Raw genomic sequence first — 24,423 nt, 5'->3', positions numbered from 1 at the left:
GCGCATGTTGCATCATAGATAAAATTCAATTATTTTTAATTCTAGTTAACTGAAAATGCACATGAAAATTTTGATTCTAAACGGACCCAATCTTAATCTGCTCGGCGAACGTGAACCGGAAATTTACGGACACGAAACCTTAGCGGATATTGAGAAAAAGTTGCGTGGAAATTTTCCCGACGTTGAGATCACCATGCGTCAGTCGAATGTTGAAGGCGAGTTGATTAATTGGATCCAGGAAGCGCGCAAAACCTTTCAAGGCATCGTATTGAATGCTGCGGCTTTGACGCATTATTCGTACGCATTACGGGATGCCATTGAAGCGATTACTATTCCGGTTGTGGAAGTCCATATTTCCAATATCTATGCCCGGGAGACATTTCGGCATCATTCGGTTTTGGCGCCTGTATGTATCGGACAAATTTCTGGGTTTGGTTCCGGGAGTTACGAGCTGGGCGTGCGGGCTATTTTAAATTATCTGCAAAAAAAGAGTTGATAAGACTCACGATTAGAACTGTTGAAATTAAAAACCCCGAAGATATCTTCGGGGTTTTTTGTTTATTTTTTCTTCTTCTTGGCAGCTTTTTTAGTTTTTTTCTTCGGAGCCGATTTTTTCACTTTTTTCTTAGCTGTTTTTTTCGCCGGCTTGGATTTCTTTTTCTTTTTGTTTAATCCCAATGCATCCGCCATGGTGATGCCGATGTCTGCGGGACTTTTGACAACCGTGATGCCGGCCGATTTCAAAGCCTTCATTTTTTCTTCAGCGGTACCTTTACCGCCGCTAATGATCGCGCCGGCGTGGCCCATACGGCGTCCCGGAGGCGCAGTCTGACCTGCAATAAATGCTACGACCGGTTTTTTGAAATTTTTCTTCACCCACGCGGCAGCTTCTTCTTCCGCCGTGCCACCGATCTCTCCGATCATGACAATGCCATCGGTATCTTTATCTTCAGCGAACAGTTTGAATGCATCGACAAAACGGGTGCCGATTACCGGATCGCCGCCAATGCCTATACACGTGGACTGTCCGATACCGAGCTGCGTCAATTGATAGACGGCCTCGTATGTCAGCGTCCCTGAACGCGAGATTACTCCAACGCGGCCGGATTTGTGAATGAAAGCAGGCATGATGCCGACTTTACATTTGCCGGGCGAGATCACACCGGGGCAATTTGGACCAACGAGATGTACGTCTTTACCCTTGAGGTATTCATATACGCGCGCCATATCCGATGCAGGGATGCCTTCCGTAATACAAATAATGGTTTTGATTCCGGCCTCGGCTGCTTCGATGATCGCATCCGCAGCAAATGCCGGCGGAACGAAAATTACCGATGTATTGGCCTTAGCCATTTTAACGGCATCGGAAACGGTATTGAATACCGGAACATCATATTTGAGTTTGTCTTTTTCGTTGCCTTTATACTTCATACCGCCTTTGCCCGGCGTGACACCGGCAACGACATAAGGGCCGTATTCCGTCATTTGGCTCGTGTGGAAAGTGCCTTCTTTGCCTGTGATGCCTTGCACCACCAATCGTGTTTTCTTATCCACCAGTACGCTCATCGGATGATTCTCCAGAAGTTAAAAGTTCAAAAGAAATTTATAATTTTAATCAATGTATGCAACATAATACAACTCCAAAAACCGGCAACCACGTCATCCATCATTACGCCCCAGCCGCCTTTCAATTGTTGCATGTGATCGGCGCCCAACCATTTCGTAATATCCATCAAGCGGAATAGAATTAATCCTATCAGAATCCAAATCCATGATTTTGGGATTAGAAACAGCGTTAACCCCATTCCAACAATTTCATCGATGACAACGCATGAAGGGTCGTGTCCGTAGATCGTTTCAACGCGTGTGGCTGTCCACACGCCTAGGCTGAAAAACAGCGCAAGTATAATGAAAAAAACCGCATGAATCAATACCGAAGGCTCATTTGGGAAAAAAATATAATACAAAAAAACGGCCAACAAGCTTCCTACCGTGCCTGGCGCTTTAGGAAAATAACCGACGCCGAACCCGGTGGCGATCAACTTGGAAAAAAACATCATAAGGGATTAAGAATTTTTGAAGAAACTGAACATGGCGAGATGGCGCAGGCTTTCACGATTTTGATATAAGTAGACAATGCCGGATGCAGCCGTCAGCATGGTGACGCACAGCATTCCCGCATAGATGACGTTGTATTCATTAATAACCATGACCGTCGTATTGATATGGTCACGATAATCGGTTTGCCACGAAGTAAGTCCGGATTGTAACGAAACGAAAATCAAAATCACACCAATCATAATCATCTGAGAAACGGTTTTGAACTTGGCAAACAAATTGGTCATCATCGGTTGACCATGGCTCATCGTATACGAACGCAATGTCGTAACGACAAAATCACGCGACATAATCACCACGACCATCCACAATTTGACGACGCCGAGATAAACCAATGAAAAAAATGCCGAGAGCACTAAAACTTTATCGGCCAATGGATCAAGGAATTTTCCCCATGCCGAAGTATAACCGTATTTGCGCGCAAGGTAACCGTCATACCAATCCGTTACGGATGCAAAAAGAAAGATTAAAGCGGCGAAAATTTGCAGACTGTCGCTCAATAAACAGTAAACAAAAACAGGCGTGAGTAAAATGCGAATGACCGTAAGAATATTGGGAAGGCTGCGCATCCATTTCCCCCAATTGAATTAATTTAAACAGTGACTAAGAAATAACTTGTAATCCAAAAAGCCGCGAAATATATTTACACGCCTAATGTATCAGAATTGATGTTTTAAGGCAAGTTTTTTCTTAATTACCAATGTGTTAATACGGTATTTCGCGATGATCTGGCACTACATCGATAGCGGCGTCCATCCCGGTCAATGGAACATGCATCAGGATCAAAAACTGGCGAAGGAACTTGGAAACGGTTTGCGTCCACCGACTTTACGTTTTTTTCAATGGCAGCCTTATTGCATTTCGCTCGGTAAACATCAGAAGATCGATGATATTGACATGGAAAAATGTACATCCGAAAACATTGACGTGGTGTATCGCCCGACCGGAGGCCGTGCTATTCTGCATGCGGAAGAATTGACTTACAGCGTCATTTTCAGCGAACGTAACGCAGGGGGAATTGAAGAAACGTATCGTCAAATCAGTGAAGCGCTCGTGACGGGCTTACGGGAAGTTGGAATTCCGGCGGCGATGGTGATGACGCAACCGGATTTTAAATCCCTGTATCGTCAAACGCAATCAATGTCTTGTTTTTCAAGTTCCGCTCGATATGAAATACAAGTCGATGGCCACAAACTCGTCGGCAGCGCGCAACGTCGTTTAGCAGGTGCCGTACTCCAACACGGATCCATTCTCACCGGACCGTATCATCGGAGGTTAATTGAATTTCTTCGATTAAACGATCAGGACCGTCAAATGGCCGAAACAATGATGAACGAAAAAACCATCGACATTAGTCAAATCAAAAATGTCGATTTGGGCGAACTCAAGCAGTCGATTCGAACGGCATTTCAGAAGCTTTTTAACATTGAATTTATGGATGAACAGCTTGAAGATTGTATTTCAGCTTGATGAACTTCCGTGTTTGCGCAATTGCTTTAATAAACTGTTAAAATCTTTAGGCAATGGCGCATCGATAGTTTGCATACTGTGTCGGCGTGGATGCTCAAATGTTATGGATTGAGCGTGAAGGGTCAGTCGGGACATAAGCGGCTTTTCGATTTCACCGATTTTGGTTTTATAATCTTTCTTCAGTGTAGAAAGATAAATTTCATTCTGTTCTCCATAAATTTCATCGACGGCCAACGGATGGCCGATTGCTTTGAAATGAATGCGAATCTGATGGAGACGTCCGGTTTCAGGAGCCGCTTCCACCAATGTGTAGGATCGAAACGTTTCCAAAACTTTATAGTGCGTGATCGATGGTTTACCTTTGGAATCAATACAAACGGTTCCGGGATTGGAAGGATGTTCGGCAATGGGTAGATCAATCGTACCACTCGACGATGATACAATACCGCTTACTAGAGTGAGGTATATTTTTCTAATGGAATGTGTTTCAAATTGACGGTTCAATACCTGATGCGATTCCGCATTTTTGGCGACGATCATTACGCCGCTTGTTTGTTTATCAATACGGTGAACGATCCAAATTTTTTCATACTGTTTTTGCAGCAAGCCAAGAACATTGGAAATAGTACGATCAAAACGGTCGGGAATAGATAAAACGCCGGCGGGTTTATTAATCAAAATACAATCGTCATCTTCGAACAAAATTTCCATACAGGCAAGAATAAGCGTAATCCTTTTGAAGTTCAATTAGATTTTTAGGAAAAGTATGAACGATCTTCCGAACGTGACGATTTATACCGACGGTGCTTGCAAAGGAAATCCCGGACGCGGCTCGTGGGCGGCCATTTTGATTTGGAATAACGGCGAAACCGTTATCAAAGAAATTTCCGGAGTGTTTGAACAAACGACCAATAACCGGATGGAATTGACCGCCGTTGTCGAAGCGCTGAAAAACTTAAAGAAAAAATGTAATGTGACCATTTACTCCGACAGCGCGTACATCGTAAATGCGTTTCGGCAAAATTGGGTGACCAATTGGCAGCGCAACGGTTGGAAAACGGCGGATAAATCGCCGGTCAAAAACCGTGAACTTTGGGAAGCCATTATCGATTATTGTTCACAACATCATATCCGATTCGAAAAAGTTAAAGGTCATGCCGGCGTTCATTACAATGAACGTGTCGATCAATTGGCCAACCTGGCATTAGAACAATGAAATGGGCGCATCGAATTGAATGGGTACTGCTTCGGTGTTTTCAAAAAACCTTGAAACATACTTCTGCCGATCGAGCATCCAACGCAGGGGCCTGGTGCGGACGGCTTTTCTACAAACTTGGCATCAGAAAAAAAGTTACGATAGCAAATTTATTGGCTGCAGGAATAGTAACTGAAGAAGTTGCGGCAAAGCGACTCGGAAGGAAAGTCTATCAGAATCTGGGCCGGACTTTTTTTGAATTACTGATTTTACGAGAGATTGATGTTTCAGACGAAACTTTTTTTTGTTTGGAAATTCCGGACGGATTCGAAGAAGCGATTAAAAACGGCGCCATATTTATTTCGGCCCATATAGGCAATTGGGAGTTGCTGGGCAAGAAGCTCGTTCAACGCGGAATCCGGTTGGCAGTAGTCGTGAGGAAGCAGACCAATCCGTTTATCGATCGATTGGTCAACCATGAACGTGAGGCTTGTGGTATGAAAGTCGTTTTTGATGACGAACCGCTCAAAATCCGCCAATTGATCGACGAGCATTATTGTATTGGCTTATTATCAGATCAGGATTTCGGAAGTAATACCGTTCAGGTTGAATTTTTCGGTCGAAAATGTTTTGCGCCAAGCGGACCGGAATTCCTTACTGCTAAATATCGGTTGCCGGTTTTTATGTGCCTGGCGCAACGCGTTGATAAAAATCGACACATTTTTAAAGTTGAACAACTGCAAATGGTCCAAAATTTTACACAAACATATACATCCAAAATCGAGGCTGCAGTTCGGGAAATGCCTGAACAATGGCTTTGGGCGCACAAACGCTGGAAAGAACGGCCTTGATTTAAAAAAACTGTTTCGCTAAAATAGTCTAGTACTGCCTTCCTGAATTGACCCTATACAGTATGATTTTGAAAAGGTTACAAAATACCGACACGGAAACGCTCCCATCTTCTACAAAAATTTCAACTGAAATTTTAGTTGTCGATGATGAAGAAAATGTGTTGCATGTCCTAAAACGGGTGTTGGAAGAAACGTACGTCATTTATACAGCGACGAACGGACAAGACGGCCTGAAGGTATTGAAGCAAAATCCCAATATTGCATTGATTCTATCGGATCAAAGAATGCCGAACATGTCGGGAACGGAATTTCTCAACCGTTCAATCGACATCAAACCGGATTGCGTCCGGATCATACTTACCGGGTATACGGATGTTAAAGACCTCATCGAATCGATCAATGCCGGGCGTGTTTTTCAATATTTAACCAAACCTTTCGAACCGGATGACCTGCGTATTGCCGTTAAACGCGGCGTCGACTATTATATCAAGAGCAAAGAGTTAGAAATTGCTCATGCGGAACTCAAATCTGCTTATGATAATCTTAAGAATGCCAAAGAGCAATTGGCGCGCACGGAGAAGATGTCGATGCTCGGTCAATTGATGGGCAGTATTTCGCATGAGATTCGTAACCCGATCAATAATATCGGCAACTCCGTACGCCTCATTCGATTTGACTGGGATGTCGTCAAAGATATTTTGCTTGCCATCGACAATGCTTCACAAAAATATCCTGAAATTAAAAAAATCTTTGCCTCACTTGTTGAAAAATTCAATATCCGCAATTCCGTCAATGATTTCGATGCGGCTTTGCAGATTATCGGTCACTCGTGCGAGTTGGTTACGGAAATTATCGAAGATCTCCGGGGGTTTTCACGGTTGGATGACGCGGAATTTGCACGCATGGATCTTCACGGTGCGATTGAACGTGCTCTTTCATTATTGCGGCCTAAATTCAAACACCAGGTCGAATTTGTAAAAGAATTTTCGCCGATCTCTCCTGTGATGGGTCTGCCGGGACCGGTTTCGCAAGTCATGATCAATATTGTCAATAATGCCGCGCAGGCTGTTTTTGATAAAAAAGGGGTTGTCAAAATTAAGACGGAAGAAACGAACGGCTTTGCAAAAGTTTCTATAACTGATAATGGCATAGGAATTCCTCCCGAAAACATGAATCGTTTATTCGAAGCTGGCTTTACTACAAAAAATGATGAGGAAGGCACTGGGTTAGGTCTGACGATTTCGTACGAAATCATGCAGAAACATAAGGGGAAAATTGAAGTGGTGAGTGCGGTAGGTAAAGGAAGTACGTTTACGTTATATTTTCCAATCGATCAATAAAAGTGCCGAGGAGGGGAGTTGAACCCCTACGCCCTTGCGGGCACTAGTACCTGAAACTAGCGTGTCTGCCATTTCACCACCTCGGCAAAAGCGAAGCGATTATACAAAATTAGGTAAGAAATTTCAATAAGAAATTTCAATAAGAAATTTCAAATGATTATTCGACCTCTCCGTCGTAACGCTTTCATAAAAAATTATATATATTTTTCACTTTTACTTTAAAGAAAAAAAACCTATACTTCCCACGGTTCACACTAGTCACCTGTTTTATCGAATTTCTATCTTTCGCTGTATTAACCTGGTACTTGCATGCTTCTCGAAGAGGTCATTGGCCAATTAAAGACATTGGCGCATTTGGAAGCAGTAGAAAACATGCGTCGTATTGAAGTTCCTACCGACCATGTTTTAGGCGTGTCCATTGCCGCTTTGAGACGATTTTCCAAAAAGATCGAAAAAAATCATAATTTAGCTCAACAATTGTGGAATGCCGGTTTCTATGAAACCCGTGTGCTCGCGGCTTTTATAGACGAGCCTGATAAAGTTACGGAAAGACAAATGGACCGCTGGATTCGGGAATCAGAATCGTCAGAGCTTTGTGATCTATGTTGCGGTAATTTATTTGATAAAACTCCGTGGGCATATCAAAAAGCTGTCGAATGGTCCGGTAAGAGTGAAGAACTGACCAAACGATCAGGATTTATGTTAATGGCGGAACTGGCTGTTCATGACAAAAAAACGGCCAACGAAGAATTCACAGCGTTATTGGAAATCATTAAGCGCGAAGCGTCCGACGACCGCAGTCTTGTAAAAAAATCAATGGGGTTAGCCTTGCGTCAGATTGGAAAACGCAATGCGTGCCTGAATGCTCATGCTATACAAATAGCTACATTACTTAATACTTCCGAACTTAAACCTGTTCGCTCAATAGGCCAGGAAGCATTGCGTGAATTAACCGATGCTAAGTTACTTCATCGGCTCCAACCTCTTCAATCTTCTTAAAATCCCGCATACATAATTGCTGTGTCTCCCGGCATTTTCTGATTCGAGAAATTATGTGAAATGACTGCGTTTTGATCCAATACCACAAAACGTTCATTCCCTATTCGTATCTCATCGGAATCATTCACCTCATAAGCATACGCGTCAAATACCGGGATACCGTTAATGATAGTCCCATTGGTGCTATGCAGATCACGAATATACAAGCGCTTATTTTTCCAGCCAATTGCCGCATGATGTCTGGAAACGAACGGCGCATCGATGACGATACGATTGTCAAATGCACGCCCAATGGTTAACTCGATGTCTTCTTCAAGCAGAAAATTACGGCCACTGTCGATATGATAAAGATACTTTAAAGATTTCACAAAGACCTCCTTTGGTTGTTATGAGGTCAAGGCGGGTCACATGCAACTTACAATTCTCTATCTAACAGAACATTGACGGCGGTCACATTTTTTTGGGAAAAATGTCGTAACTATTGAATGGAGTTTTAACGTTTTGTAATCTTAATGTCGAAAGGCATACTATGAAGAATAGTAGTATCGTAATTATTTTACTGATTACCGCAATTGGAGTGCATGCACAGGACAAAGGATTTGGGTTGGGTGTTATTATCGGGGAACCAACCGGTTTGAATGGCAAATATTGGTTAACCCAAAACACGGCATTGGATTTTTCGGCAGCCTGGTCGTTCGTCGATGGAGGCCGTAAGGGCGATGACAAAGACGCTGTACAGCTGCATTCTGATTATTTAATTCATCATTTTAATCTGATTCCGGTTGATAAAGGCAGACTTCCTTTGTATTACGGTATTGGGGCACGTATCGTATTAAGTGATAAAACCGGATTCGGCGCACGTATTCCGGTAGGCCTTGATTACCATTTTCAAAATGCGCCCGTTGATATATTTTTTGAAATTGTGCCGGTGCTTGATTTAATTCCCAGTACGGATTTTGATCTCAACGGCGCCATTGGTGTACGTTTTTGGTTTAAATAATTTTCTAAACGGAGCAAAGATGAAACGTTGGTTATTGATCATCGGGCTTTTACTTAACACGCTGGCCGCTCAGGAAATGACAAACAAATCCGGTACGGCCAATTACGATTTGACTGCCAGATTATTACCTGTACAAAAAGCCGTACAGGGGTCGTACAAATTGGAGTGGTGGAATTTTTCTAAAGATACGGTTCGAGAAATGCAATTTCATCTCTATCTTAATGCTTTCAAAAACGAACGATCAACTTTTTTCAAAGAAGGGGGCGGTAGGACCCGTTCGTCATCCGAAGCGATGAGTGAACAAGATTGCGGATGGATTGACAGTCTTGAATTTAGTATCGATGGAACAAAACTGCCTTACGAATTCATACAAATGGATGATGAAAACGAAGACGATCAAACGGTTATTCGTATTTCGTTGCCCCACCCAGTATGGCCTCAATCTTCCATACGGATCGATGGCCGTTTTTACTCTAAATTGCCTAGGGTATTTGAACGAACAGGATTCACTGAAGATGAGTTTTATATGATCGCACAGTGGTATCCTAAAATTGGTGTATGGGAAAACGGGCAATGGAATTGTCATCAATTTCATGCCAATTCCGAATTTTATGCTGATTTCGGAGATTACCGTATGCGCATTACCGTTCCCTCCGAGTACATTGTTGGCGCCAATGCGCAGTTAGAAAAGAAAGAAACGTATGATAGTACAACAACGTACCATTTTTTTCAAAAGAATGTGATCGATGCTGTGTGGACGGCATCGCCGCATTTTACGGAGATGAAACAAACTGTGGCATCGGGAGAACGCTCCGTCGAAGTAACTTACTTATTTTCGCCGGGTCGGGAAAAAATGGCTGAACGTTATCGGGCGTGCGTTCCGGCGATGTTTCAATATTTTTACGAATGGATCGGTGAATATCCTTATCCGAATTTTACTATCGTAGATGTGCCGCTTGGAGAAGAACTGGCGTCGGGCGGTATGGAATATCCTACATTAGTGACAACCGGATCGTATTTTGGCCCATATTGGATGAACCGGTTTGTCGATAACTCATTTCTTGAAGTAGTGACATTCCACGAATTTGCACACAATTATTTCCAGAGTATGTTGGCTTCGAATGAATTTGAAGAACCATGGCTCGATGAAGGATTCGCATCGTATGCCGAACACCGTGCTCTTGAGCGTTATTTCAATACCCCGGGTAAAGTCGGTTTGATGTTTGATATAGGTGGAGCGGCCTATACATCAATGGATTATCATCGTTCGAGTTATCTCAAACATCCTGATAGGGGTACGGTTGCCGGAAAGTCGTGGGTGATTCCCAGAAGCTTTTACCAGACGGCCGTTTACAGTAAACCCGTCTTAATTCTGACGACTCTTGAACGTTACCTCGGGCGTTCGGTAATGGATAAAATTTTATCAACGTATTATCAACGATGGCGTTTCAAACATCCGAAAACGCAGGATTTCATAGATGTAGTCAACAACGTTTCCGGGCGCGACATGCAATGGTTTTTTGATCAATTTATTTTTACTTCCAAAGCGGTCGACTACGAAGTAGTTGATATTACTTATGAAACAGATGAAGCATCCGGGCTGATCCATAACATCGTGAACATACGAAATAATGGAGAAGCGGTGATGCCGGTCTCGATTTGTTTTCGATTTGAAAATAGCGATTCACTGACGGCCGAATGGGATGGAAAAGCAACTGAAAGAAAATTTGAATTTAACACCACTTCAAAAATCGTTTCATGTTGGATTGATCCCGAAAAAATCAACGTAATGGATGTACGCTGGAGTAATAATTTTTTGTCAGTCGAATCTTCATATGAAGGCATTGCCCGATATACTTTGAGAATTCAGAATTGGGTACAATCTTTATTAATGAATTTGTCCGTGTTTATTTGAGGAAAAAAGTTATGATCGATCTGTGGAGTTCTAGTTGGAGAAAAATCGGGCGTTATAAAGGCTTGGTTGTATTGTTGTGGATTTCGACGATTTTATTTTCTTTACCGGTGATGATTTATCTTCAAACGTCTTTTGGACGCTTAGATAAAACCCATGTTCCGAACGAATGGCTTCAATCATTTGTTTTTACTTACCTGACAGAATTTATTTCCGATGATCCGGCATTTCTCGGGCTATTATTGGTGTTAATAGTGCTTTTGGTTTTCATGTACGCCCTGCTCAATGTTTTTCTGACAGGTGGCATCCTTGGCGTCGTTACAAAGTGCAGTTCGGTTAATGATTCTATGGAATGGTCCTTTTTTTGGTTAAGTGCAAAAAAATTCATGGCTCGCTTTTTTTTGCTGTTGATGATAACCGGTGCAACAAGTCTGGCTTCTATGCTATTGCTTACATTGGGATTTCCGGGTTTTGTAATGATCCTGTTGCTGTGGTGCTTCTTGATTATGGTATCGGATATGACCAAAGTCAAAATGGCTTCGTCGGATCTCGGACTTGCGCGCAGTTATTTTGATTCGTTTCGATGGGTTTCAAAAAATCTTTTTCCATTAATCGGCTTGTATCTTCTTAATATCATTCCCTTATTGATAATTTTTTTGTTATGGAGGTGGGTGGACGGTCTGATTAATGCAAATTCTACAGCGAAAATTGTTTTAATTTATTGTAGTCACCAAGTGCTGATGATTATCCGTGCTCTGGTTAGAGTCCAAATTTATGATCTCCTAGCCGTTTTTCATAAACTGAAGAGCAATCAGCCTGAAAATGTATCGGTTAATGGTACAACTTTTCAGGAAAGTGCATAAAATCACAAGCTGGTTCTTCATTGAGTTAAATGCTTGAAAAATCCGCAATTTTAACGGGTTTTTTATCAAAAAAAAGTTTGACAATTCATCTTCTTTTCAATATATTTCGGTGCTTTTTTTGTGAATTCAGTAAATTCAAGAGTTTAATTAAAAAAACGATTGAAAATCTGGTGGCGAAGCTTTAATAAGCTCGTACTACCAGCCGGGTGAGTGGTGAACATAACTTGCTACAAAGTGCAAAAAAATCATCGCCAAAGTACGTAACCTTATTGGTGATGTTCGACCAGAGTTCGAATCCTAAAAGTTTTCGAATGAAGGTTAACCGGATCAAATGGCTGACCGGTTTTTTTGCAGCTGTTTTCTTGGTATTGATCGGTTCTTTGATATATTATTATGCGCATGCCTATAAGGTTTTTTATTACGATGATCTTCAAACGCAGTACGATCAATTGGCTGCGGATAATTTGCGCGTAAAGTCGATTGAAAGGGAATACCGGCGGGTTAAACAAGAGAATGAAAAAATCCGCAAAGTTTTCGGTTTGTTAGGTCAATTGGAAAGCGACAGCGGCGTTGCAGCGCGTGAAAAGCGCGACAATAGTATGTTCAGTACTATGCAAGCAATGAACGCACCGGCTGATGAACCTATCGAATCGAAAAATATCGCGGCATCGGATCAGGAAAGATTGTGGATTCCAGATTATATGATTTCATCTCGCGTCGTTCCATCGCTGATGCCGGTTAATAGTAACTTCATCGCCCGTGGATATAAAGAAGTCAGCGAAAACCAGAAAGCGCCACATTACGGAATCGATATTGTTGCCGAAGAAGGCGCTTTAGTTAAAGCAACAGCCGATGGCTGGATTATGTTTGCAGACTGGTTGACCGATTACGGCAACACGATTATTATGTATCATGGTTACGGATATTTTTCTGTATATAAACATTTGGAACATATCTTGAGCCGTGAAGGATTGGCCGTAAAGTTAGGCGATCCGATTGGAACGGTTGGGAAAACAGGATTAATGGCAACTGGGACGCATTTACATTTTGAAATTTGGAAAGACGGTATCGCACAAGATCCGGGTGAATTTTTGCCGCAGATCCGCGAGGCTTTGGCGGCATCGCAAATAGACAGTTTAACCATCAAACCATAGTAAAGGCATTATATGGCCTTTGGTAACAAAGACAACCCTCAAGAAACCCCTACCGGTTCAGGATTGAATTTAATCGGCCGTGGTACGTCCATTACCGGCACGATTCAGTCAGCGTCGAGCATTCGTATCGAAGGCGAGATCAAAGGACAAGTCATCTGTCATGATCTGGTCACCGTAGGCGGAACGGGTGTTATCGAAGGTGATGTGACGGCCAAAAATGTGGTGATCGGCGGTAAAGTCATCGGCAATTTGGTCGTACAGGAAAAGTTAGTGCTGGAAGCAAAATCGGTTGTAACCGGTGACATCAAGGCCCGGCGTCTTGTGATCGACGAAGGTGCAACTTTCGACGGACAATGCGCGATGAAAGACAATGGACTGGTCATGACTGAGAACCCTAATAAGGATTCGATAGAATCCAAGCTGAAGAAAACCGGTCAAGCATAAACCGGGGTTGTGAGCGATCCTAAAAAAATCCATAAGTCCGTTGGTGAAACAACGAGTCAATTAGGACCCATCCTGACATGGGGATGGCAATTTGCATTGACGCTGGGAGCGCTGGTATGGATTGGTCACTGGCTGGATGAAAAATTTGAGACGAAAATTTTGTTTGTTTTAATTGGAATTTTTATGGGACTTTTCGGCGGATTCTACAGGTTATTCAGGATTGTCGCCGAATTGCCTAAACCAGGAAAAAAAGAAAAACAATCGTGAATCAGAAATATTTTTTATTTACTATTTTTGTAATTGCCATTGTCGTGTTATTGATACTTAATTCTTTTTTGACAACATCCGGCGAAATGACCATCGTACTTTCTGGTCTTGGGTTGGCATTGGTTCACGTATTATCGGGTTTTTATATGTCACGTTGGGCGTTAGCCAAACCTGTAAAACTTTTCATGAGCATCGTTATGGGCGGTATGGGAATTCGTCTCATGCTCGTGGCAATTGTTTTGGTGCTGATGGCTAAGTTAGTGAACATTGATCTTAAATTATTCGTTGTCGCTTTTGGAATTTATTATTTGTTGTTTCAAATCGTCGAAATTTATTTTATCAATCGCGGTCTTCAACTGAAGAAGGTGATGAAGAACTCATAGCATTGTTGGCGGTTATGCCGGAATGCTCGAAATCATAGGATACTACGCTCATGCTGTTTTCAACTGCCGCATCAACGGCTCAGGATTCTTTAGCCCATGCGCCCGAAAAGGTCGATATCGGCGGGACGATCCTCCATCATATTACTAATTCCAATCAGATCGAAGTTCCTTTTTTAGGATACGTAAATTTACCGCATTTTCCTGATATTCACATTGCTGGTTTGACCATCAATCTTTCACCGACGAAACACGTCGTGATGATGTGGCTGGTCGCTTTACTACTGCTTCTGGTTTTTACCGTGCTTGCCCGTCCAAAACTTATTCCCAAAGGATTATACAATTTATTCGAATCCATCATTGTTTTTATTCGGGAAGAAATTGTTCGTCCGAATTTCGGTGACAAAACCGATCGCTATATTAATTATTTCCTGACACTATTTTTCTTTATTTTATTCATGAATTTGCTTGGCCTTATCCCTTTCGGCGCAACGGCCACAGGCAATATCGCGGTCACCGCAACTCTTGCGGTGTGTACATTTATTGTGACCCAATTTACGGCGATCAAAGCGCAAGGTATTGGTGGGTATCTCAAGCACCTTACAGCCGGCGTGCATTGGCTTTTGTGGCCGATCATGGTGCCGGTTGAGGTCATCGGCCTTTTTACTAAACCGTTTGCATTGAGTGTCCGTCTTTTTGCTAACATGACGGCAGGACACGTGGTGATTTTGTCCCTGATTGGATTGATCTTTGTGCTGAAGTCGCTTGTGGTGGCTCCGATTTCAGTGGTCTTTGCTTTATTTATTTATGTGCTTGAATTATTTGTCGCATTTCTTCAGGCGTATATTTTCACATTACTATCGGCGTTATTTATCGGTATGGGGTTGCATCATGCGCACGATTCGCATCACGATGAAGCTGGTCACGAAGCGGCGCATCATTAAATTATTTTAAAATTTTCATTAAACACTTTAACCAACATTAATCGGAGGACATTGAACATGGGTGATTTAGGATTAGGCTTTTTGGCTGCAGGTATTGGCGCAGGATTGGCGACGATCGGTGCAGGTATGGGTATCGGCAGGTTAGCGGCGTCGGCGCTCGAAGGCAGCGCGCGTCAACCGGAATCGGCCGGCGATATTCGTACAACGATGATTATCTCCGCTGCGCTCATCGAAGGTGTGGCGTTGTTTGCGGAAGTTATTTGTATCCTTTTGGCTCTCAAATAACAATAACGTTTGTAAAGGCGGGAACGAAAAGTTCCCGCCATTTACCGGCTCAAAATTTATAAAATAACACAGGGATGCTATGAAGACGTTATGGCTATTGGCTTGGCTTTCTGGCGATGGAGAGCATAAAGGCGGTTTGCTTGACATTGATCCGGGATTGATGATCTGGACGATCATTATATTCATTCTTCTTCTCATTTTGCTTGGTAAATTGGCGTGGAAACCGATCATCAAGACGCTGCAGGAACGTGAAGAAAAAATTAAAAATTCGCTCGATCAGGCTGAAAAAGCCCGCCGCGATGCCGAACAATTAATTGCCAAAAATGAAGAAATTTTATCCCGTGCCAATCGCGAAGCACAGGACATTATGAAAAAAGCCAAAGAAGAGGCGGAAAAATTACGTTTCGATTATGCTGTCAAAGCCAAAGAAGATTCGGATAAAATGGTGGCATCGGCTAAAAAAGAAATTGAGAATGAGAAAAACACTGCGTTGATGCATCTCAAAAACGAAATTGCCGGGATCGCGGTGGAAGCCGCCGGCAAAGTCATCGGCGCCAATCTCGACGCGGACAAACACAAAAAACTGATCGACGATTTTATTAAAGAATTACCGGTCAATAAAAACTAAAAAAGATCTATGAAAAGTACCCGAACGGCACGACGATATGCGCAGGCTTTGTTAGAACTGTCCAGTGACGCCAAAGTGATGGAACGCCTGACGCAGGATATCCAAGGCCTGAAAGAAGCGGTCGACCAATCGCCTGAATTCCGTAATTTTTTGATCAACCCAGTAATCAAGGAAGATCAAAAGAAAAAAATTATTAAATCAATGTTCGAGAAAAAAGTTTCAACCGAAGCGCTCCAGTTTCTGGAAGTTTTGTGTCAGAAACGCCGGGAAAATATTCTGGGTGAAATCGTCGAATCGTTTTTAGATTTACGCAATGAACAACTCGGCCTGGTCAACGCTGAAGTCGTATCCGTTGTTGATTTGCGTGCCGATCAGATCGAAGCTCTGAAGAGCAAATTGAAATCGTTGACAGGAAAGACGCCGCAACTTTCTTTTCGCAAAGATCCTAGCCTCATCGGTGGTTTTTTAGTTCGCGTAGAAGATACGGTCATCGACGGCTCCGTCCGCAGGCAGCTTGAAAAATTGCGCGAAGGTTTCGGTAATACACATGCACATTGAAAACAATTGAAATTTAGAATATAAAGGAATTCAACTATGGCAGTTTCATTAAGACCGGATGAAGTATCCAGTATCCTGAAGAAGCAGCTTGCGGAATTTGAACGCGAGATTGATACGTACGAAACAGGTGTGGTTCTCCAGATCGGAGACGGTATCGCGCGCATTTACGGCTTATCCAAAGCGATGGCGAGTGAATTGATCGAATTTCCCAACGGTTCGATCGGTATGATTTTGAACTTGGAAGAAGATCACGTAGGCGCCGTGCTTTTCGGTGAGTCAAGTGAAATCAAAGAAGGCGACATTGTCAAACGTACGGGCCGCATTGCGGAAGTACCGGTCGGAGAAGAAATTCTCGGTCGTGTGGTCAATGCACTTGGCCAGCCGATCGACGGCAAAGGGCCGATTCACACCAAACACACATCGTTGATTGAACGTAAAGCCTTGGGCGTGATCGAACGCCAATCGGTAAAAGAACCTTTGGCAACGGGCATCAAAGCGATCGACGCGATGATTCCCATCGGACGCGGCCAGCGTGAATTGATCATTGGCGATCGTCAAACGGGTAAGACTGCCGTTGCGGTCGATACGATCATCAATCAGAAAGGCAAAGGCGTTTATTGTATCTACGTTGGTATCGGTCAGAAAGAATCAACGGTAGCGCGCGTCGTCCGCACACTTGAAGAAAATAATGCGATGGAATATACGATTGTTGTGTCCGCTTCGGCATCGGAACCGGCACCGTTGCAATATATTGCGCCGTATACGGGTGCGGCGATGGGAGAATTTTTCCGCGATAGCGGACGTCATGCGCTGATTGTGTACGACGATCTATCGAAACACGCAGTGGCGTATCGTCAGGTGTCGTTATTATTGCGCCGTCCTCCGGGTCGTGAAGCGTATCCGGGCGACGTATTCTATCTGCACTCACGGTTGCTGGAGCGCGCGGCCAAACTGAACGACAAACTCGGCGGCGGTTCGATGACGGCTTTGCCGATCATTGAAACGCAGGCAGGCGACGTCTCGGCCTACATCCCGACCAACGTTATTTCGATCACCGACGGGCAGATCTTTTTGGAATCGAACTTGTTTTATTCCGGTATTCGTCCTGCGATCAACGTCGGTATTTCCGTGTCGCGCGTCGGTGGAAGCGCCCAGATCAAGGCGATGAAGCAAGTAGCCGGCCGTCTGCGTCTCGATCTCGCTCAATACCGTAACCTTGAAGCCTTTGCAAAATTCGGATCCGATCTCGACAAAGTCACTCAGCAACAGCTTCGCCGTGGTGCACGATTGGTAGAAATTCTCAAGCAAGGTCAATACGAACCGTATTCCTTTGAAAAACAAATTTCGATTATTTACGCGGCGACGAACGGTTATCTTGACGAAATTCAAGTTCAGGATTGCCGACGCTTTGAAAAAGAAATGCTCGAATACATGGAATTGCGTTATAAATCGTTGCTGGATGCTATCGCGACGAAAAAAGAATTGACGGACGAAATCCGTAATCAATTGAACACGGTAATCGCCGAATTTAAATTAACTTTTAAAGTTAGCGCGTAAGCGCGGGGTGCCTTTCTACCGGCATCCTCAGCAGTTATTCTAAACGTCCTCCCTGATCAAACGTCACGGAGCGGCAAAAAACAAAGAGGAGAGTTATGAAAAGAATGTTAAATGTAATAGCCATGATGTTCGCCGCATCCGTGATCGTGGTTGCCTGCGGTGGCAGCGCTAAAGAAATTCCAATGGACAAGATGGCCAAAATTACTTTGAAACTTGTTATGGAAGGCAAAATCGAAAAAGATAAAAGCCCCAACGATCTTGAAAATACAGTAGTCGAGCCTTATGCCAAAGAAGAAGGATTCACCGCAGCCGATTTCAAACTTACGGCCAATATGATCGACAAGGACGAAAAGAAACAAAAAGAATTTGAAGAAGTCATCGGTAAACTGATGATGGAAGAAATGATGAAAGCATTGGGCGGATCGGATCTTGGCAAAATGATGCAGGGCGCCGCGGATTCAGCCGCAACGGGCGAAACCAAAAAAGAAGAAGCAAAATAATATAGGCCGAGAGGCTTGCTGAGGATGTTGGTAGAAATCATTCGCCGGCAAAACAATACCGTTCATATTTACCATAAAATGTGAGGTTGATTATGAAACGTTCACTAGGATTCATTGCAACGATCATCACGATCATGGCGCTCGGCTGGTCCGGGTGCGCACAAAAACCCAAAGAGATTCCAATGGACGCGTTCGTGAAAATATTTCTGAAAATGGCCGGCGATGAAGTTTTTATAAAAAAATATCAACGCCCGGAAGATGCCCCAATAGATGAAATCGAAAAATTTACTCAGCCATTAGGCTATACAGGCGCCGATTTTAAACATACGATGGCCGAGATCAACAAAAACGACGAAAAGAAAAAGCAATTCAACGATATATCGACGCAGGCGATCATGGAAGAGGCTATGAAAAGTCTGGACGAAAAAGCCCTTTCCGACAGCGCTGACACTGAAAAGCAATAAAAACACAGGCTATTTTTAAGGAATTGCATGGCAACGTTACGTGAAATCAGACAACGCATCAGTACCGTCAAAAGCACTCAAAAAATTACGAAAGCCATGAAAATGGTAGCAGCGGCAAAATTGCGCAAAGCGCAGGAAAATATTTTGTCCGCCCGGCCTTACGCGTATAAATTGGGCGCTCTGATCAAACATCTGGCGCTCGATCCTCAAGCGCAAAAAAATCCGCTCATTCACCATCGCGAAGTTAAAAACGTTTTGCTCGTTGTAGTGACGGCCGACCGTTCGCTGTGCGGCGCTTTTAACAGCAACATTATTCGCCGTGTCAATCAATTGATCGGTAATGAATTCAAACCCTTTCATGACGAAGGGCGTTTGAAACTGATCACGGTCGGAAGGAAAGGCGATGAATTTTTTACCAAACGCCATTATCCGGTGGCTCAGCGGTTCGTCAATTTTTTTAATCATCTTCAATATGGAACGGCGCAGGATATCGTATCGGCGTGTGTCGAGGAATATACGTCCGGCCGCGCCGATGAAGTACATGTGATTTACAATGAATTCAAATCGGCTTTGCAGCAAAATCTGATCGTTGAAAAAATGCTGCCGGTCGAACCGGAAAAGGTTCAGGCCGATCGCCGGCATAGCGTAGAAACCGATTATATCTACGAACCATCTCAATATGAAATTATCAATACGCTTGTTCCCAAACATTTGAATGTGCAGATGTGGCGTATTTTGTTGGAATCTTTTGCCGCAGAAATGGGCGCTCGTATGACGGCGATGGATTCTGCGACAGAAAACGCGGGTGAGCTTATTCAAACGCTGACGCTGTTTTACAACCGCGCTCGACAGGCGGCGATTACGAAAGAAATTCTTGAAGTCGTCAGCGGCGCCGATGCGCTTCAACAGGCCGAATAAAATTTAACATTATAAGATAAAAGGGCTAAGCTAACATGAATAAAGGTAAAATCGTTCAGATCATCGGGCCGGTGGTGGATGTGGAGTTCACGGGAGGCCACCTTCCTCACATCTACAATTCCAATATCGTTCACCTTGTCGATGGAAAAAAATTAGTACTCGAAGTTCAGCAACATCTCGGCGAAAACCGCGTGCGTGCCGTGGCTATGGATTCCACCGACGGTTTGGTTCGCGGAATGGAAGTCGAGGATACCGGTAATCCGATTCAAGTGCCGGTCGGCGATCAGGTTCTCGGACGTTTGATGAATATCATCGGCGAACCGATCGACAATAAAGGTCCTGTTAAAACTGAAAAACTTTATCCGATCCACCGTCCTGCTCCGAAGCTGAGCGAACTGGCGACGAAAAGCGAAATGTTTGAAACCGGCATCAAAGTCGTCGATTTGATCGAGCCCTATTTGCGCGGAGGAAAGACCGGGCTTTTCGGCGGCGCCGGCGTTGGTAAAACGGTGTTGATCCAGGAATTAATCAATAACATTGCCAAGCAGCACGGCGGTTATTCCGTGTTTGCAGGCGTCGGTGAACGTACTCGCGAAGGTAACGATTTGTATCACGAAATGACGGATTCAGGCGTTATCAATAAAACCGCACTTGTTTTCGGTCAGATGAATGAACCGCCGGGTGCTCGTCAGCGTGTTGGTCTGACGGCATTGACCATGGCGGAATTTTTCCGCGACGAAGAAGGCCGCGACGTGCTGCTCTTTATCGACAATATTTTCCGTTTCACGCAAGCCGGCTCCGAAGTATCTGCATTGTTGGGCCGTATGCCTTCCGCTGTAGGTTATCAGCCGAACCTTGCTACGGAAATGGGCGAATTGCAGGAGCGTATTACGTCAACGAAAAAAGGTTCGATCACATCCGTGCAGGCGATTTACGTGCCTGCGGACGATTTGACCGATCCGGCGCCGGCAACGGCGTTTGCTCACTTGGATGCAACGACCGTGTTGTCTCGTTCCATTGCTGAAATGGGTATTTATCCCGCGGTGGATCCGCTCGATTCAACTTCGCGTATTTTGGATCCGCAAATCGTCGGACAGGAACATTACGACGTGGCAAAACGCGTTCAGGAAATTTTACAAAAATATAAAGACTTGCAGGATATTATCGCTATTCTCGGTATGGACGAATTGTCCGACGAAGACAAAGTCACCGTTGCGCGTGCGCGTAAGATCCAGCGATTCCTGTCACAGCCGTTCTTCGTAGCGGAACAATTTACCGGAACGCCCGGCCGTTACGTCAAGAAAGAAGATACGGTTGCCGGCTTCAAATCTATTGTCAACGGCGAAATGGATGAATTGCCGGAGCAGGCGTTCTACATGGTCGGAACGATCGACGAAGTGGTCGAACGTGCGAAACAAATGCGCGCGTAAGGATAAGCCCATATGGAAAAAACTTTTCATCTTGAAATTATTACACCTCAGCGCGTGATTTTCAGTGGCGACGTTATTGATTTTGCCGCACCTGGAACCAATGGTGGATTTGAAATTTTGAAAAATCATGCCGCGTTCATTACGTCAATTAAAATCGGTGAAATGCGGGTTCGTCAGACCGACGGCTACGACGATTATTACGCGACGAGCGGAGGATTCGTCGAAGTGCACGACAATAAAGTCATCGTGTTGGCTGAAACATGCGAAAAAGCATCCGAGATTGATGTCAATCGCGCCAAGTTGGCTCATGAACGTGAATTGAAGCGTCTTGAAGAACGGAGCAATCTTGAACCCAACGGCGCTATGCAAGCGATTGCGAGAGCTCGTAACCGAATGCGAATTGCTGAAAGACGTTTGAAACGATAGAATTATACATTCGTTTATAAAAAACCTCATGATTTTCATGAGGTTTTTTTATTTTAAATTGTTTGAAAGAATTCTATTAAGTCGTTGGCCAGCAATTGTGGTTGTTCAATCGCGGCAAAATGTCCGCCGGTCGGCATGTCCGTCCATCGCCGAATATTGAATCCTCTTTCGATGAATTTGCGCGGTGGGAAAGGTTCTTCAAATGGAAATCGCGCAATACTTACAGGAACATTGATAAAATCGTTCTTACCAAACCGCATCGGTACTTTACTGTTCTCGTAGTAAAGCCGGATAGAGGAATGCATCGTTTCGGTAACCCAATACAGCATGACGTGTGATAACAGTTCATCTTTGGTGAAAACGTTTTCGACGTTGCCTTTGCAATCGGCCCAGCCATATAATTTCTCAACAATCCATGCAGCCATACCAATCGGAGAATCATGTAATCCGTATGCCAGCGTTAACGGTTTGGTTTTGTGCTGGTGTGAATAAGCGCCCTCTCGCCGGTACCAATCCTCGTCGTCTTTATCGAATTGAGTTTCCTCAGGGGTCCATTGCTCGCCATCGGGCAAATATGGATAATAATTTCCTGGAATATAATTTAAATGTAATCCGGCTACATTATTGGGGTACTTCAAAGCGAGTGCCGTACTGACGCCGGCACCGAAATCGCCGCCTTGTGCGCCAAATTTATCATAACCCAATTGTTGCATCAGCTTAAACCACACGTCAGCCATCAATCCGACGTTATTACCCGGAACCGTAATTTTCTGAGAGAAACCATAACCCATCATTGACGGAATCACAAGATCAAATGAGAAGTCTTTGTTTTCAGTCAATAACGGAATCAATTTCATCATCTCCAGAAATGATCCCGGCCAACCGTGAGTGATGATCAGCGGAAATGTTTTTTTCCCTTTTCCTTTGATATGGAGAAAGTGAACTTTGTATCCGTCGATTTCGGCGATAAAATTCGGATACGAATTGATCTCATGTTCCGTTTTTCGCCAGTCAAATTTTTCTGACCAGTAGACAGCCAACTCTTTCATGTAATCCAATGAGGCGCCGAACGTCCATCCGGAGTTGTCCATAGTGTCTGGCCAGCGCGTGTTTCGGATCCGCATTTTTAAATCATCGAGAACGGCTTGAGAAATATTGATAATGAAAGGTGTCATAAATTCTCTTTTTATGAGTTTTAATTTGATTCCTTACTTTTGGCTTTGCTGATTATATCACCACTTAATTCCAAATCCAGTCGAGATCAGGATGCTATTTTTATCAGTTCGGCGGTACAGACCAAGTTTGAAGTTACCGAAAAAAAATGAGGCATCGCCGGAAATGCCTACAAACCATTTTTCGGGTTTGGCTAACCATGGGTTGCGCCACGTTCGAAGAACCGAAACACCGTAAGAATATCCAAATAGGGCCGGGCGGAAGTATGCCGCATGTCCAATAAATCCACGTGCGCCGCCGAGGCCCGCTTCGGCTTCAATTGAAAAGCCGCTAATCGCTTTTAGATTTCCATCGGTCTCGAATCTTCCGCCAATCAAACCAATCGTTGCGCTGACTTTTTGGGGATTGGTGACGTGCACTCCCCATAAAAAGCTCACCACCACATCCCCCGGTTTTTGTGCAAACCCAATTCCAGTGAACAGGATCAGAAATACCATCAAACGATTGATCATAATGAAGTCAGTTAAGAGTCAAATTTATAAAGAACTAAAATACTATTTCACAGGATTTTATCCAATACAAATTACTGCAATTCAATCCTCAAATCAGGCATTTCAAACCGACCTATTGCCATTCAGACGAAATGCCATACGGATCGGATATCCGGCCTATATATTTAATGCAACGTTCCAAACGGGAAGCGACGAATTGTTACCGTAATCAATTTTATAAACAACCAAACGAAAGGGAAAACGCAATGAAAAAACTATTCTTAATGGCCGTATTGACAAGCCTATGCTTTTCACGTCTTATGGCACAGGATCACAATACAATTCAGTCGATGATCCTTGACGGCAAGGTAAAATTTGAAACGGCCTACAAAAAATGGAGCCGTGACGAGATGGTTAGCGCGAAAGCGATTTTTGAAAGAGCACTGGCCGTCGAGCCGGACAATGTTGATGCCCTGTATTGGAAAGCATATGCCGATTATCGTTTGACCATACGCAGTTTGTATGGTTCTCAAAAAGATGAGCAGATGGCTGAACAATTAGTCGAAGAAGGTATTCAGACATTGGAAACGGCAATCAAATTATCTCCGAACCATTCAGAGTGTCTTGCATTGATCGGCACACTGACAGGAATGAAAATTTCATTCAATCCGATTTCGGGAATGTGGCTTGGTCCGAAATCGAGTGGATATTACGACGATGCTATTAAAGCCAATCCAAAAAATCCACGTGCTTTTCACCTGAAAGGGATTGGCAAACTGAATACTCCGGCAATGTTCGGCGGCGGTGCGGATAAAGCCATTCCTGAATTTGAAAAAGCAATTGCGCTTTACAAAGAACAAGTAACGGACTCTATGTCAATAACACCGGGTTGGGGTTATGACGAATGCCTGACATTCACCGGTAATGCTTATGCCGAGTTGAAAGATAATGAAAAGGCCATGACTTATTATAAAGAAGCGCTCGCTATCAACCCCGATTCACGGCAAGCAAAAGTTGCAATGGCTAAGTTGGGAGCGACAAAGTAAATATTGCCTC

General features: G+C 43.7%; 31 protein-coding genes and 1 tRNA gene. 24 read left to right on the top strand and 8 right to left on the bottom strand.

The annotated features are described in order from the left end of the window. The first annotated feature begins 61 nt into the window (after nucleotides 1-61). Nucleotides 62-496, top strand: coding sequence for a type II 3-dehydroquinate dehydratase (aroQ, locus tag K1X84_07705; protein MBX7151509.1), 435 nt, complete (start codon nucleotides 62-64; stop codon nucleotides 494-496). A gap of 62 nt (nucleotides 497-558) precedes the next feature. Here aroQ and sucD read toward each other — a convergent pair whose 3' ends face one another. The 3 genes from sucD to pgsA are packed head-to-tail and all read right to left on the bottom strand — an operon-like array spanning nucleotide 559 to nucleotide 2,687. Continuing rightward, nucleotides 559-1,566, bottom strand: a complete 1,008-nt coding sequence (gene sucD / locus K1X84_07700) for a succinate--CoA ligase subunit alpha (protein ID MBX7151508.1) — start codon at nucleotides 1,564-1,566, stop codon at nucleotides 559-561. A 26-nt stretch (nucleotides 1,567-1,592) separates the two neighbouring features. Next, nucleotides 1,593-2,060: a phosphatidylglycerophosphatase A gene (locus tag K1X84_07695; protein MBX7151507.1), complete on the bottom strand. Its 468-nt coding sequence runs from the start codon at nucleotides 2,058-2,060 to the stop codon at nucleotides 1,593-1,595. Between the two features lie 6 nt (nucleotides 2,061-2,066). Beyond that, nucleotides 2,067-2,687, bottom strand: a complete 621-nt coding sequence (gene pgsA, locus K1X84_07690) for a CDP-diacylglycerol--glycerol-3-phosphate 3-phosphatidyltransferase (GenBank protein ID MBX7151506.1) — start codon at nucleotides 2,685-2,687, stop codon at nucleotides 2,067-2,069. A gap of 154 nt (nucleotides 2,688-2,841) precedes the next feature. Between pgsA and K1X84_07685 the strand changes: the two genes are divergently transcribed. Next, entirely contained in the window at nucleotides 2,842-3,588 is a 747-nt protein-coding gene (locus K1X84_07685; GenBank protein MBX7151505.1) for a lipoate--protein ligase family protein, read from the top strand. On the opposite strand, the gene K1X84_07680 is transcribed toward K1X84_07685, so the two are convergent. Then, on the bottom strand, nucleotides 3,580-4,266 hold the full coding sequence (locus K1X84_07680; protein ID MBX7151504.1) for an RluA family pseudouridine synthase: 687 nt from the start codon (nucleotides 4,264-4,266) through the stop codon (nucleotides 3,580-3,582). The genes K1X84_07685 and K1X84_07680 overlap by 9 nt on opposite strands. A gap of 88 nt (nucleotides 4,267-4,354) precedes the next feature. On the opposite strand from K1X84_07680, the gene rnhA reads away from it, so the two are divergent. From rnhA to K1X84_07665, 3 genes are all read left to right on the top strand, one after another. Continuing rightward, nucleotides 4,355-4,804 (top strand): ribonuclease HI, encoded by a 450-nt coding sequence (gene rnhA, locus K1X84_07675; protein MBX7151503.1) that lies wholly within the window; start codon nucleotides 4,355-4,357, stop codon nucleotides 4,802-4,804. Continuing rightward, nucleotides 4,801-5,634, top strand: a complete 834-nt coding sequence (locus tag K1X84_07670) for a lysophospholipid acyltransferase family protein (protein MBX7151502.1) — start codon at nucleotides 4,801-4,803, stop codon at nucleotides 5,632-5,634. The genes rnhA and K1X84_07670 overlap by 4 nt, the downstream gene beginning before the upstream one ends. 68 nt (nucleotides 5,635-5,702) lie before the next feature. Next, entirely contained in the window at nucleotides 5,703-6,974 is a 1,272-nt protein-coding gene (locus K1X84_07665) for a hybrid sensor histidine kinase/response regulator (GenBank protein MBX7151501.1), read from the top strand. 3 nt (nucleotides 6,975-6,977) lie between these two features. Here K1X84_07665 and K1X84_07660 read toward each other — a convergent pair. Then, nucleotides 6,978-7,060 (bottom strand) — tRNA-Leu (locus tag K1X84_07660). A gap of 223 nt (nucleotides 7,061-7,283) precedes the next feature. Between K1X84_07660 and K1X84_07655 the strand changes: the two genes are divergently transcribed. Then, on the top strand, nucleotides 7,284-7,973 hold the full coding sequence (locus K1X84_07655) for a DNA alkylation repair protein (GenBank protein MBX7151500.1): 690 nt from the start codon (nucleotides 7,284-7,286) through the stop codon (nucleotides 7,971-7,973). On the opposite strand, the gene K1X84_07650 is transcribed toward K1X84_07655, so the two are convergent. Next, nucleotides 7,970-8,341 carry an FHA domain-containing protein gene (locus tag K1X84_07650; protein MBX7151499.1) on the bottom strand — a complete coding sequence of 124 codons (372 nt, stop codon included), beginning with the start codon at nucleotides 8,339-8,341 and terminating at the stop codon, nucleotides 7,970-7,972. The two genes, K1X84_07655 and K1X84_07650, sit on opposite strands and share 4 nt — an antisense overlap. A 161-nt stretch (nucleotides 8,342-8,502) precedes the next feature. On the opposite strand from K1X84_07650, the gene K1X84_07645 reads away from it, so the two are divergent. The 17 genes from K1X84_07645 (at nucleotide 8,503) to K1X84_07565 (ending at nucleotide 21,703) form a co-directional block, all read left to right on the top strand. Continuing rightward, nucleotides 8,503-8,973, top strand: a complete 471-nt coding sequence (locus K1X84_07645) for a hypothetical protein (GenBank protein MBX7151498.1) — start codon at nucleotides 8,503-8,505, stop codon at nucleotides 8,971-8,973. A 19-nt stretch (nucleotides 8,974-8,992) separates the two neighbouring features. After that, the gene (locus K1X84_07640; GenBank protein MBX7151497.1) at nucleotides 8,993-10,888 is read left to right on the top strand and encodes a M1 family metallopeptidase; all 1,896 of its coding nucleotides are present in this window, start codon (nucleotides 8,993-8,995) and stop codon (nucleotides 10,886-10,888) included. Nucleotides 10,889-10,899: 11 nt separating this feature from the next. After that, a complete protein-coding gene (locus tag K1X84_07635) occupies nucleotides 10,900-11,748 on the top strand; it encodes a hypothetical protein (protein MBX7151496.1) in 849 nt (282 codons plus the stop codon). Between the two features lie 311 nt (nucleotides 11,749-12,059). Next, complete coding sequence (locus K1X84_07630; protein MBX7151495.1) at nucleotides 12,060-12,902, top strand: M23 family metallopeptidase; 843 nt, start codon at nucleotides 12,060-12,062, stop codon at nucleotides 12,900-12,902. A 12-nt stretch (nucleotides 12,903-12,914) separates the two neighbouring features. Beyond that, nucleotides 12,915-13,346 carry a polymer-forming cytoskeletal protein gene (locus K1X84_07625; GenBank protein MBX7151494.1) on the top strand — a complete coding sequence of 144 codons (432 nt, stop codon included), beginning with the start codon at nucleotides 12,915-12,917 and terminating at the stop codon, nucleotides 13,344-13,346. 9 nt (nucleotides 13,347-13,355) lie between these two features. Next, the gene (locus tag K1X84_07620; protein MBX7151493.1) at nucleotides 13,356-13,613 is read left to right on the top strand and encodes an AtpZ/AtpI family protein; all 258 of its coding nucleotides are present in this window, start codon (nucleotides 13,356-13,358) and stop codon (nucleotides 13,611-13,613) included. After that, the gene (locus K1X84_07615) at nucleotides 13,610-13,996 is read left to right on the top strand and encodes a hypothetical protein (protein MBX7151492.1); all 387 of its coding nucleotides are present in this window, start codon (nucleotides 13,610-13,612) and stop codon (nucleotides 13,994-13,996) included. The genes K1X84_07620 and K1X84_07615 overlap by 4 nt, the downstream gene beginning before the upstream one ends. A gap of 50 nt (nucleotides 13,997-14,046) precedes the next feature. Further along, nucleotides 14,047-14,937, top strand: coding sequence for a F0F1 ATP synthase subunit A (gene atpB, locus K1X84_07610; protein ID MBX7151491.1), 891 nt, complete (start codon nucleotides 14,047-14,049; stop codon nucleotides 14,935-14,937). 57 nt (nucleotides 14,938-14,994) lie between these two features. Further along, a complete protein-coding gene (gene atpE / locus K1X84_07605; GenBank protein ID MBX7151490.1) occupies nucleotides 14,995-15,222 on the top strand; it encodes an ATP synthase F0 subunit C in 228 nt (75 codons plus the stop codon). Nucleotides 15,223-15,301: 79 nt separating this feature from the next. Further along, the gene (atpF, locus tag K1X84_07600; protein MBX7151489.1) at nucleotides 15,302-15,850 is read left to right on the top strand and encodes a F0F1 ATP synthase subunit B; all 549 of its coding nucleotides are present in this window, start codon (nucleotides 15,302-15,304) and stop codon (nucleotides 15,848-15,850) included. A 9-nt stretch (nucleotides 15,851-15,859) separates the two neighbouring features. Then, nucleotides 15,860-16,408, top strand: coding sequence for an ATP synthase F1 subunit delta (gene atpH, locus K1X84_07595; protein ID MBX7151488.1), 549 nt, complete (start codon nucleotides 15,860-15,862; stop codon nucleotides 16,406-16,408). Between the two features lie 36 nt (nucleotides 16,409-16,444). Beyond that, nucleotides 16,445-17,965, top strand: a complete 1,521-nt coding sequence (atpA, locus tag K1X84_07590) for a F0F1 ATP synthase subunit alpha (protein MBX7151487.1) — start codon at nucleotides 16,445-16,447, stop codon at nucleotides 17,963-17,965. Between the two features lie 95 nt (nucleotides 17,966-18,060). Next, on the top strand, nucleotides 18,061-18,465 hold the full coding sequence (locus tag K1X84_07585; GenBank protein ID MBX7151486.1) for a hypothetical protein: 405 nt from the start codon (nucleotides 18,061-18,063) through the stop codon (nucleotides 18,463-18,465). 92 nt (nucleotides 18,466-18,557) lie between these two features. Then, nucleotides 18,558-18,929: a hypothetical protein gene (locus K1X84_07580; GenBank protein ID MBX7151485.1), complete on the top strand. Its 372-nt coding sequence runs from the start codon at nucleotides 18,558-18,560 to the stop codon at nucleotides 18,927-18,929. 27 nt (nucleotides 18,930-18,956) lie between these two features. Beyond that, entirely contained in the window at nucleotides 18,957-19,847 is an 891-nt protein-coding gene (gene atpG, locus K1X84_07575; protein MBX7151484.1) for an ATP synthase F1 subunit gamma, read from the top strand. Between the two features lie 35 nt (nucleotides 19,848-19,882). After that, nucleotides 19,883-21,277 (top strand): F0F1 ATP synthase subunit beta, encoded by a 1,395-nt coding sequence (gene atpD / locus K1X84_07570; protein ID MBX7151483.1) that lies wholly within the window; start codon nucleotides 19,883-19,885, stop codon nucleotides 21,275-21,277. A gap of 12 nt (nucleotides 21,278-21,289) precedes the next feature. Beyond that, nucleotides 21,290-21,703 (top strand): F0F1 ATP synthase subunit epsilon, encoded by a 414-nt coding sequence (locus K1X84_07565; GenBank protein ID MBX7151482.1) that lies wholly within the window; start codon nucleotides 21,290-21,292, stop codon nucleotides 21,701-21,703. Between the two features lie 53 nt (nucleotides 21,704-21,756). On the opposite strand, the gene K1X84_07560 is transcribed toward K1X84_07565, so the two are convergent. Both K1X84_07560 and K1X84_07555 read right to left on the bottom strand, forming a co-directional pair. Continuing rightward, nucleotides 21,757-22,878, bottom strand: coding sequence for an epoxide hydrolase (locus K1X84_07560; GenBank protein MBX7151481.1), 1,122 nt, complete (start codon nucleotides 22,876-22,878; stop codon nucleotides 21,757-21,759). Nucleotides 22,879-22,935: 57 nt separating this feature from the next. Beyond that, complete coding sequence (locus K1X84_07555; GenBank protein MBX7151480.1) at nucleotides 22,936-23,388, bottom strand: hypothetical protein; 453 nt, start codon at nucleotides 23,386-23,388, stop codon at nucleotides 22,936-22,938. 245 nt (nucleotides 23,389-23,633) lie between these two features. On the opposite strand from K1X84_07555, the gene K1X84_07550 reads away from it, so the two are divergent. Next, nucleotides 23,634-24,413 (top strand): tetratricopeptide repeat protein, encoded by a 780-nt coding sequence (locus K1X84_07550; GenBank protein ID MBX7151479.1) that lies wholly within the window; start codon nucleotides 23,634-23,636, stop codon nucleotides 24,411-24,413. The last annotated feature ends 10 nt before the right edge of the window (nucleotides 24,414-24,423 follow it).

The sequence above is a fragment of the bacterium genome (assembly GCA_019695335.1).
Classification (GTDB): Bacteria; CLD3; CLD3; order SB21; family SB21; genus JABWBZ01.
Note: the sequence above shows the minus strand (reverse complement) of the source record. Positions and strands in the feature narration are given on the sequence as shown.